The 679-nt window shown below is 68.2% G+C and carries 1 protein-coding gene; it reads right to left on the bottom strand.

Annotated features, from left to right (window positions below):
* Positions 1-679, bottom strand: a 679-nt coding sequence (locus QMK28_RS34080; RefSeq protein ID WP_326443572.1) for an AMP-binding protein, incomplete at both ends; no start/stop codon positions are given.

Genomic DNA, 679 nt, shown 5'->3' with positions numbered 1-679 from the left:
GCCACGCCGAGAACCGGCCGCATCGCCTCCGCCAGATTCGCCACCCCACCATGGCCAACAGCCACACCCTTCGGCCGACCCGTCGACCCCGACGTATAAATCACGTACGCGAGTTGGCCAAGCACAATCGGCACGCCCAGCGGCTCCGCCGACTCAGCCGCGACGGCCTCCGCCACCTCGTCCAGCAGCACCACCCGCGCCGCACCGGCCGACTCCCGCGCTGCCGTCGCCGTGGTACCCAACACCACCGACGCACCACTGTCCGCAACCATGAACGCCAGCCGGTCCACCGGATACTCCGGATCCAACGGAACGTACGCGCCACCGGCCTTCCAAACGGCCAGCAGCCCGACGACCATCTCCACGCCACGCGGCAGACACAACCCAACCCTGCTCTCGCGACCCACACCAAGACCGGTCAGATAGCGGGCCAAGCGATTCGCCCGTCCCTCCAACTCCCCATACGACACAACCACCGGACCACACCGCACCGCCGCCACACCCGGAGCCGCCTCAGCCCGCGCAGCAATGAGGTCAACTACGGTGCCCGCTGGCACCGGCTGGGTGGTGTCGTTCCACTGCTCCACTACCTGGGAGCGTTCGATCTCCTCCAGTACGTTGATGTCGCTGAGGTGGATCTGCGGGTCGGCCGCGACCTGCTCCAGCACCCGCGCCAGAC

The organism is Streptomyces sp. H27-D2, assembly GCF_035828615.1.
Classification (GTDB): domain Bacteria; phylum Actinomycetota; class Actinomycetes; order Streptomycetales; family Streptomycetaceae; genus Streptomyces.
The sequence above is the reverse complement of the archived record's forward strand: the minus strand, read 5'-3'. Positions and strand labels throughout refer to the sequence as shown.